Source organism: Nitrospinota bacterium (assembly GCA_035528715.1).
Lineage (GTDB): Bacteria > JADFOP01 > JADFOP01 > DATKYB01 > DATKYB01 > DATKYB01.
Genome location: DATKYB010000092.1, coordinates 1 through 7,763, shown reverse-complemented (window position 1 = coordinate 7,763; position 7,763 = coordinate 1). Strand labels below are relative to the sequence as shown.

Genomic DNA, 7,763 nt, shown 5'->3' with positions numbered 1-7,763 from the left:
AAACTTTGGGCTCAATTTAAAGTAGAGAAAACCAGCACTTCTTTTCAGAATGGCATAACCTTTTTTAACAAAACTGGGGGAGCAATTTTTAAACTGAAGAATTAACTTTTCGAAATTCCTTTATAGCGTTTTGCCATGAATCTGAGACACTGTCGGGAGGTGAACCAAGGAGTAAAAACTGTATCTTTTCAATAAGTCCTTTTAGTGTTGATGGATTTTTAGCGCATATAGAAACAGCATCATAAAGGTTACATAAATTCTTTACAAATTCTTTTTCCAATCTATCTTCCTTGTTTAAAACTAGCAATACCGGTTTTTCATCCAAGCTGAGATCAAATAAAATTTTTCTTACGGCCTTTATGTGCTCTTCAAAATTTGGATTACTTATATCAATAATATGAAGAAGAAGGTCTGCTTCTTTGAGCTCGTCGAGAGTAGCGTGAAAGGCTTCCATCAAATCCTTTGGAAGATTTTTTATAAAACCGACAGTATCAGTAATGACTACCTCCATATCCCTTGGAAATCTCAGCCTTCTTGTGGTGGGATCTAACGTGGCAAATAATCGACTTTCAGTTTCTACGCTGCTCTTTGTAAGTGAATTTAACAATGTTGACTTCCCTGCATTTGTATATCCTATAATTGATATAATCGGCAGACCGCTTTTCTTTCTCTTTATTCTTTGACGACTCCGATGCTTACTAAGACTTTTAAGCTCCTTTTGGAGACGGTTAATCTTATCCCTAACCCTTCTTCTATTTATCTCCAATTTTGTCTCACCAGGTCCCCTCCCTCCAATTCCTCCAGTAAGCCTTGACATGGCCGTATTTTTTGTAATCAAACGAGGCAATAGGTATCTTAATTGAGCGAGTCCCACCTGAACCTTTCCATCATTGCTCTTAGCCCTTTGAGCAAATATATCAAGGATTAACTGGGTCCGATCAATTATCTTTAACTCTGTTACATCAGATATGGAACGGATTTGAGCAGGCGTTAATTCCCTATCAAAGATAATTAAATCCGCCCCTAACTGGAGGGCTCTAATGATAAGATCATTAAGCTTACCCTTACCTAATACATATTTCGGATCTATCACTTTCCTATATTGAATAATTTTATCCAATACCACCAAATTATTCGATTTAGCCAATTCTTTAAGTTCATTCAGTGATTCTTCTGCATGAATTTTCATATCAGTGGTAACATTAACTAATATAGCCCTGTCCCTCTCATCTCCAATTTTTCTTGAACCGTAAACTCTTGTAAATTCGTCCTCTAGGGAATGGATTAATTTTGGAAAATCTAAATCTAATCGAAAAAAAGGAATGGGGATTAACTGTTCCCAATTTTCTCTTTGAGAATTTTCTGGAATAAGATGGGCAGAATATACTAATCCGGGTAACCCGTTAGGTAAAACGCCTATGGCAGTCATCATGTCTAATCGAAGAAGGGCTAAATCAGATAAATCATCTTGGTTTAGGGGTTCTTCCTTGAGATGGGTATGGATACATCTGAGCCCTCTGAATCGACTCAAACCTAGCCTCATTCTTTTTAAAGGCGGGATGACGATCTCTTTTGTGTCCCCCAAAACAACATATTCTATAGTACCCTGTCTGTTCACCAATATTCCAATCTGGCGATTGATGTCTCTTGATATCTCTGTTATGTATCTTCCCAATTCATGAGTAATCAGTTTTTCTGGGGGAATCTTTCGTCGATAAATATGCAGGATTTTCTTAGCCTGACTTGGCTTTAAACCAACAACATTACCATAAATCTTTTTTATTTTATAAGGCTCCTTTGTATATTAATTTTTTTTTATTTTACTAAAATTCAATCTCAATCTTTTTAATCTTCTCTTGAACAAATAGCTCTTTTGTTGATGGAATCGCTGCAAATATATTTATTTCTTTTTTAATCTGGTTTAGGGCCTCTTCATAAGTTTTTCCTTTAGCCACGCATCCAGGGAGAAAGGGAAACAGAACCTTATATTCATCCCCTCCCATTGGAAAAAAGAAAGCCGTATATTTCAAGACCTTACCCTCAACTTTTACCTCAATAACTTCCGTAATTTCACCCGGTGGGGATTCATCTTCGCTGTATTCACTCGTCAAAAAATTCTTAACTTTATTTTTTACCTCTTCAAGCACTGCTTCTTCTGAATTTCCACTTGCAAAACATCCTGGTAAAAGTGGTACATTAGCTGTGTATTCATCTTCATCCGCCTTATGTATTACTGCTGAAAATACAAATTTTTTCATTGTGTAATAAAATTTTTTAGTTTATTTATCTATCTTTAAATTTTTATTACAAATTTGACTTTCTAAGCTATCCTTTGATAAATTCATATAGTAATAGATATTTAAAAGATTTTCACTAAAAAAGATATCATATATCGATTATTAATACAATGAAAAAGGGCTTTGATATAGTGAATTCCACAAAAAGGCCACTAATCCTAATAGAACAAAATTCCCATCTATAATGGTCTCCCAAGAAAGCCTTTGAGCAAACATCCTTTTTTTATAAAGATACAGATAGAAAAATATATAAATTATAGATATGCAGAACAACCATCCAAGGGAAGAGATCCAGTGAAAAAATATTGAGATTATTAAAGTAAATCCTACTATAGCCCCCAATCCTAATATTATATTTTCTGCTTTATTCTCTCCTATTATAATGGGAAGCGTTTCCCGACCAACGATTCTGTCTCCTTGGATATCCCTTAAATCAAATATAATTGCTCTTATCAAGACAACAAAAAAGGCAAATAAAAAACTGATAATCATAGGTAAAAAAACCCCTTTCTTGTCTGCCATAAAGGGAAGAATAACCGTTACCGTAGACCAAGCCAAGGCTATAAAGATATCCTTTGAGGCAGGGATATCCTTTAATCTTTTATATTTAATTTTCTTCCAACCCTTGGGAATTAACTTTATACTGTAAAAAATACCCAACAAGCAGGAGGCAAGCAAAATTATAAATGGAATGAAACCGAGTTTTGAAGCGATAAGTAAACTTATTGCTATGGAGACAATACCCGATATGATTAATACTTTACTATGTCTCTCATAAAATTTTATTCTTGCGGGGTCATTAAATCTCCCTGCTGTTCTATCGGTAAATCTATTTAATACATGCATTGAAAATACATAGAGGCTCGAGATGAAGAATGTTTCTGAAACTGGTTTAATTCCCTGCAAGAGAGAAGTGGCATAAGTTAAAAATCCCGCCCCTAATGCAACATATATATTGGCCCTGACTAATAGTTTCAAACCATCTGTTAAAAGAGGAGTTTTTTCTTTTTTTCTTTCCTTAATACCCTCAATTCGATCGATAACCTTCTGAATCAACCAGTTAGGTGTAGATGCTCCTGCACTGATCCCAATAAAATTAAATCGTGATAATTTCTCCTCATCTATTTCCTCTTCGGTCTCTACATGAATGGTGGGAGTTCCTGTTGATTCAGCTATTTTTACAAGTCTGATTGTATTACCACTATTCCTCCCCCCTACAATAACCATGCAATCAACCTCTTCACATATCTCTCGCACCTCTCTTTGTCTCTTAAATGTCGCATCACATATGGTGTTATATATCTCTGATTGAGGAAATCTTTTCTGAATGATATTTGCAATCTCTTGAAATCTGTCATGATTATATGTGGTTTGGACCACAACGCATATCTTTTCCCTTTCAGGGATTTGATCCAACTCTTCTAGAGAATCGACCACAATCCCTTTACCGTTGCTGAATCCAAGATGGGCGATCACTTCTGGATGACCTCTATCACCTACAATGACGATGAAATACCCTCTTTCTGAGTATCTCTTTATGAGATACTGAACCTTCATGACATCAGGACATGTCGCATCGCAGATATTTGCTCCAGATTCTTCAATTCCCTTTTTTATCTCGGGACTGATTCCATGGGTCCTGATGATAACTGTCCCTGAAGAAATTTCAGATATCTCATTTACAATCTTCACATTTTTCGATTCAAGAAGTTCTACTGCCTGGGGATTATGTATCAAAGGACCATAGGTATAGATATTCTTTTTCTTCCTGTTGGCTGTATCCAAGACGATATTCATAGCCCTCTTAACACCTTTACAAAACCCTGCAGTATTCGCAACCTTTATTTTCAATATTCTCCTCTTCTATGTTCCTCTATGTATTTAGAATGATACTCTCCTCACTTTCCTTTGTCAAAAAATCTGATGTAATAAGGCTTGTTTGATGATTTTCATTCATTCTTTCTTTCCTTTCCATCCAACCCCTTTTACAGATACACTCCCTCTCTCTCCTTCCTTACCATTCACCTTAATACCTTTTGGTAAAAACTTTTGTATTGTCCTTATATTTGTTAAGAGGTGACGTGTTATTTTTGAACAGGTAAATTGAGAACGACCAGATGCAAGGACCATATAAAGTATAAGCTGGTCTGAAAGATAAGGGTCTATACAAGCCTTGGAATCATAATAAGCCAAAAATTGAACCACTGCTTCATCTGCCACTTTCTCTGCCGACTTCCCCCTTTCTCCAAGAGAGCTAAACCCTGCCAAACTATTCTCAAATTCTGCGAGGATAAATACAAATGTTCCCTTACCTTTAGAAGGAGATTTCATTATATTTATATTGATATCGATTCCTCTATCCTTTAGTAGCATTTTTACCCTGTTTTTCTGTCTTCCCACAATAGAAAGGGATAAATTAGATACAACAGAAAGACCAGTTAAGGATTTAAGTGAACCTCTCTCAATCAAGTCTAAAGATTTTAGTTCTTTTATCGGGGATATTGTCCCTTTTATCTTTCCCCCACCTTTTGGATACCATCCCCACTCAACGGTTTCTATCTTACCTATAAATCCCGTCCTCTCAACAACAGGTAAAAATACTTCCCTTATGTAATCTATGGGAGGACTCCACTTTGTATGTGTTCCCCCTTTTATACACACAATAGATTCTCTTTTGGCAAAGGCCAATATTGGAGCTAAGGTCTGGAAGACCATCCCTGTAGAACCAGCACTTCCTCTCTTTTCAGCCACATCAAAGAGATACTCCCCGCTCTTTATATTTCTCGGTATCAGTCTAATCTTTTGTGAACCCAATTCAGCTCCTATCAATTCTCCGCCAGTTATTTTTGCCACTGCTTCGGCGCTTATAAGATGTTGAGAAGATAAACCAGGGTCCTTCCTTCCTGTCCTTATATTGTTTATTTCTACTTCTCTACCCAGGATAGCTCCCAGAGAAAGGCTTGTTCTTAATATCTGGCCTCCTCCCTCTCCATAGGAACCATCAATATAAACGGTATCACCCATTTTCTGCTCCTAAAAAATTTTTAAGATTATTTATAAAAGGAAGATAATAAAAACGAGAGAGTTAAAGTTCATATCTTCTTAAAAGAGAATATCTAAATGATAGCTTTAAACCTTACTTTAATAAACATTCTTTTAATGCGGGTTCAAGCGTACGATACCTAAATTGATAATTAAAATCTTCAATCCTTTTAGGTAATACTCTCTCGCTGTACAATAAAAATTCAGCAAATTCTCCAAATAACATTTTAAGGGCAAAGGCAGGAATGTTAAAGACAACAGGGCGGTGAAGGACATGACCGAGGGTCTTGGAAAATACTTTGTTTTGTACGGGTTCTGGAGCAGTCCCATTTACTGCACCTTTAATATCTTTGTTTTGTAAAATGTGGAGTATTATTCCAATCAGGTCTTCTCGATGAATCCATGCCATCCATTGTTTTCCATTACCTAATGCTCCACCCAACCCGAGTTTAAAAGGGAAGAGCATCTCCTTTAAGGCACCACCATTAGGACCTAAAACAATCCCTATACGAAGGCGTACGACCCTCAACCCTAACTTTTCTGCCTTCTTGGCCTCTTCTTCCCAATCCTTGCATATATCAGTCAAGAAACCTTTCCCTGGTGTTGAATCTTCGGTTAAGATCTCATCCCCTCTATCTCCATAATATCCAATGGCTGAGGCAGAGATAAATAGCTCTGGACGAGTTCTGGCCTCTTCCATTGCTTTCACAATATTTTGTGTACTTAAAATACGGCTTTCTCTAATCAGCCTTTTTTTATCCTCATTCCATCTTCCAGAAATATTCTCTCCAGCAAGATGAATAACAGCCTGAGCTTTTTCAATAGTTTGAACAGGAGGGAGTTCTTTAAGGGCGCTCCATTTTTTTATTTCAGTAATACCTGACAATCTCTCTTTGGCCTTTTCTGGATTTCGTGTGAGAATAATTATTTCATGCCCTTTTTCTTTAAGAACCCTGCAAAGCTCTTTTCCTATAAATCCTGTTGCCCCGGTTATTAATATTGATCTTTTATACATCCCTACTCCTTTTATATTTTTATTCCTTCTTAAAACAATCAAAAAATACAATGATCAAGAAATATTTCCATATCATCTTCTGAAAAGAAAACAAAAATGACCTTTTCAATCTCTTTATGTTCTTCTAGGAAATCTTTTGCAGCTTTTGAAGATACCTTCGCAGCCAACTCCCTTGGATAACCATAAACACCTGTTGAGATTGCTGGAAAGGCAATGGTCTTGCATTGATTATCAACAGCTACTTTTAACGAATTCAAATAGCAATCTTTTAGTTTTTTCTCTTCATCCTTTTTCCCTCCATGCCAGATTGGACCTACTGTATGGATAACGTATTTTGCTGGCATCTCTCCTCCTGTTGTCATCACTGCCTCTCCTGCAGGCAATCCATCAGGATATTTGGTCTTTCTAATCTCCCTGCACTCCTCTAAAATGGCCGAACCTCCCCTCCTATGAATCGCCCCATCCACACCACCGCCTCCAAGAAGTGTACTATTAGCGGCATTGACAACAGCATCTACCTTTTCAGTTGTTATGTCTCCTCTTTTCACTTTTATTTTACCATCCAAGAATTCCATTATACCCCCCCTTTTATCTTTAGATAAATGGCGTGAGTTTTTTTATTGGGCTCTAAGTGAAGGCTTCTTTTTTGAACCTCTTTAAAACAACAGGAACAAGGGTCATAAGACCAAGCAAAGTAAATGCTACGAATATCTTTATTGAAAATATCTCATTTATAGAATTGATACTTCCAAACTGTCTTCCTGCATACGCATAAACAAAGGTCCCGGGAATAATCCCTAAAGAGGTTGTCCAGAAGAAGGTCTTAAAGGGTATTTTTGTCAGGGCAGGCAATAAATTAACCAAGAAGAATGGAAATATCGGAATCAGCCTGAGAGTCAATAAGTAGTTCTTTCCATGTTTTTCAATTTCTCTGTTAAAGGCAGCTAACCTCTCAGAATATTTCTGTTGAACCCGGTTTCCTATCAGATACCGAGCAGCCAGAAAAATCAAGCTGGCACCAATGGTTGCACCAATATTAACATAGATCGTTGCAAAAAGAGGCATAAATAAGAACCCTCCTAGCAAAGTGAGAACAGTAGCCCCGGGTATAGAAAAAGCCGTTACAAAAACATAGATAAAAATAAAGGAAATAATAGATGCTATATATTTATCTTGTACGTATTCTAAGAGAAATCCTCTCTGTGTTTTAATATTCTCAAGAGTAAAAAAATGAAAAATATCAAGATATTTAATAAAAATTAAAATACTAAGAATAAGAAAGATTAATACAAGTTTTTTTAGACTCGATTTTTTCACGATGTATTCATATCCTTATAAAAAGGAGAGGGTATCCGTTATTTATCTCCCTCTCAGCTAGATAAAGCTCCTGTACAGCTTGAACCAAATCC

Annotated in this window: 7 protein-coding genes; all 7 read right to left on the bottom strand. The window is 36.3% G+C overall.

Annotated elements, in window-relative coordinates; translation table 11 throughout:
- Window positions 1–88: 88 nt before the first annotated feature.
- The 7 genes from hflX to VMW81_06675 all read right to left on the bottom strand — a co-directional run bounded on the left by hflX (window position 89) and on the right by VMW81_06675 (window position 7,671).
- Entirely contained in the window at window positions 89–1,675 is a 1,587-nt protein-coding gene (hflX, locus tag VMW81_06705) for a GTPase HflX (protein HUU50630.1), read from the bottom strand.
- Between the two features lie 148 nt (window positions 1,676–1,823).
- A complete protein-coding gene (locus VMW81_06700; GenBank protein HUU50629.1) occupies window positions 1,824–2,258 on the bottom strand; it encodes a type II toxin-antitoxin system HicB family antitoxin in 435 nt (144 codons plus the stop codon).
- 141 nt (window positions 2,259–2,399) lie between these two features.
- Complete coding sequence (gene ispH / locus VMW81_06695; GenBank protein ID HUU50628.1) at window positions 2,400–4,148, bottom strand: 4-hydroxy-3-methylbut-2-enyl diphosphate reductase; 1,749 nt, start codon at window positions 4,146–4,148, stop codon at window positions 2,400–2,402.
- A 102-nt stretch (window positions 4,149–4,250) separates the two neighbouring features.
- Complete coding sequence (rtcA, locus tag VMW81_06690; protein HUU50627.1) at window positions 4,251–5,321, bottom strand: RNA 3'-terminal phosphate cyclase; 1,071 nt, start codon at window positions 5,319–5,321, stop codon at window positions 4,251–4,253.
- Between the two features lie 112 nt (window positions 5,322–5,433).
- Entirely contained in the window at window positions 5,434–6,354 is a 921-nt protein-coding gene (locus VMW81_06685; GenBank protein HUU50626.1) for a TIGR01777 family oxidoreductase, read from the bottom strand.
- Between the two features lie 38 nt (window positions 6,355–6,392).
- Window positions 6,393–6,929: an O-acetyl-ADP-ribose deacetylase gene (locus VMW81_06680; protein HUU50625.1), complete on the bottom strand. Its 537-nt coding sequence runs from the start codon at window positions 6,927–6,929 to the stop codon at window positions 6,393–6,395.
- A gap of 52 nt (window positions 6,930–6,981) precedes the next feature.
- Window positions 6,982–7,671 carry a TVP38/TMEM64 family protein gene (locus VMW81_06675; GenBank protein ID HUU50624.1) on the bottom strand — a complete coding sequence of 230 codons (690 nt, stop codon included), beginning with the start codon at window positions 7,669–7,671 and terminating at the stop codon, window positions 6,982–6,984.
- Between the last annotated feature and the right edge of the window lie 92 nt (window positions 7,672–7,763).

Excerpts from the sequence above, each read along its gene's own strand:
- VMW81_06700 (HUU50629.1), bottom strand. The coding sequence starts at position 2,258 with ATGAAAAAATTTGTATTTTCAGCAGTAATACATAAGGCGGATGAAGAT.
- rtcA (HUU50627.1), bottom strand. The coding sequence starts at position 5,321 with ATGGGTGATACCGTTTATATTGATGGTTCCTATGGAGAGGGAGGAGGC.
- VMW81_06685 (HUU50626.1), bottom strand. The coding sequence starts at position 6,354 with ATGTATAAAAGATCAATATTAATAACCGGGGCAACAGGATTTATAGGA.
- VMW81_06680 (HUU50625.1), bottom strand. The coding sequence starts at position 6,929 with ATGGAATTCTTGGATGGTAAAATAAAAGTGAAAAGAGGAGACATAACA.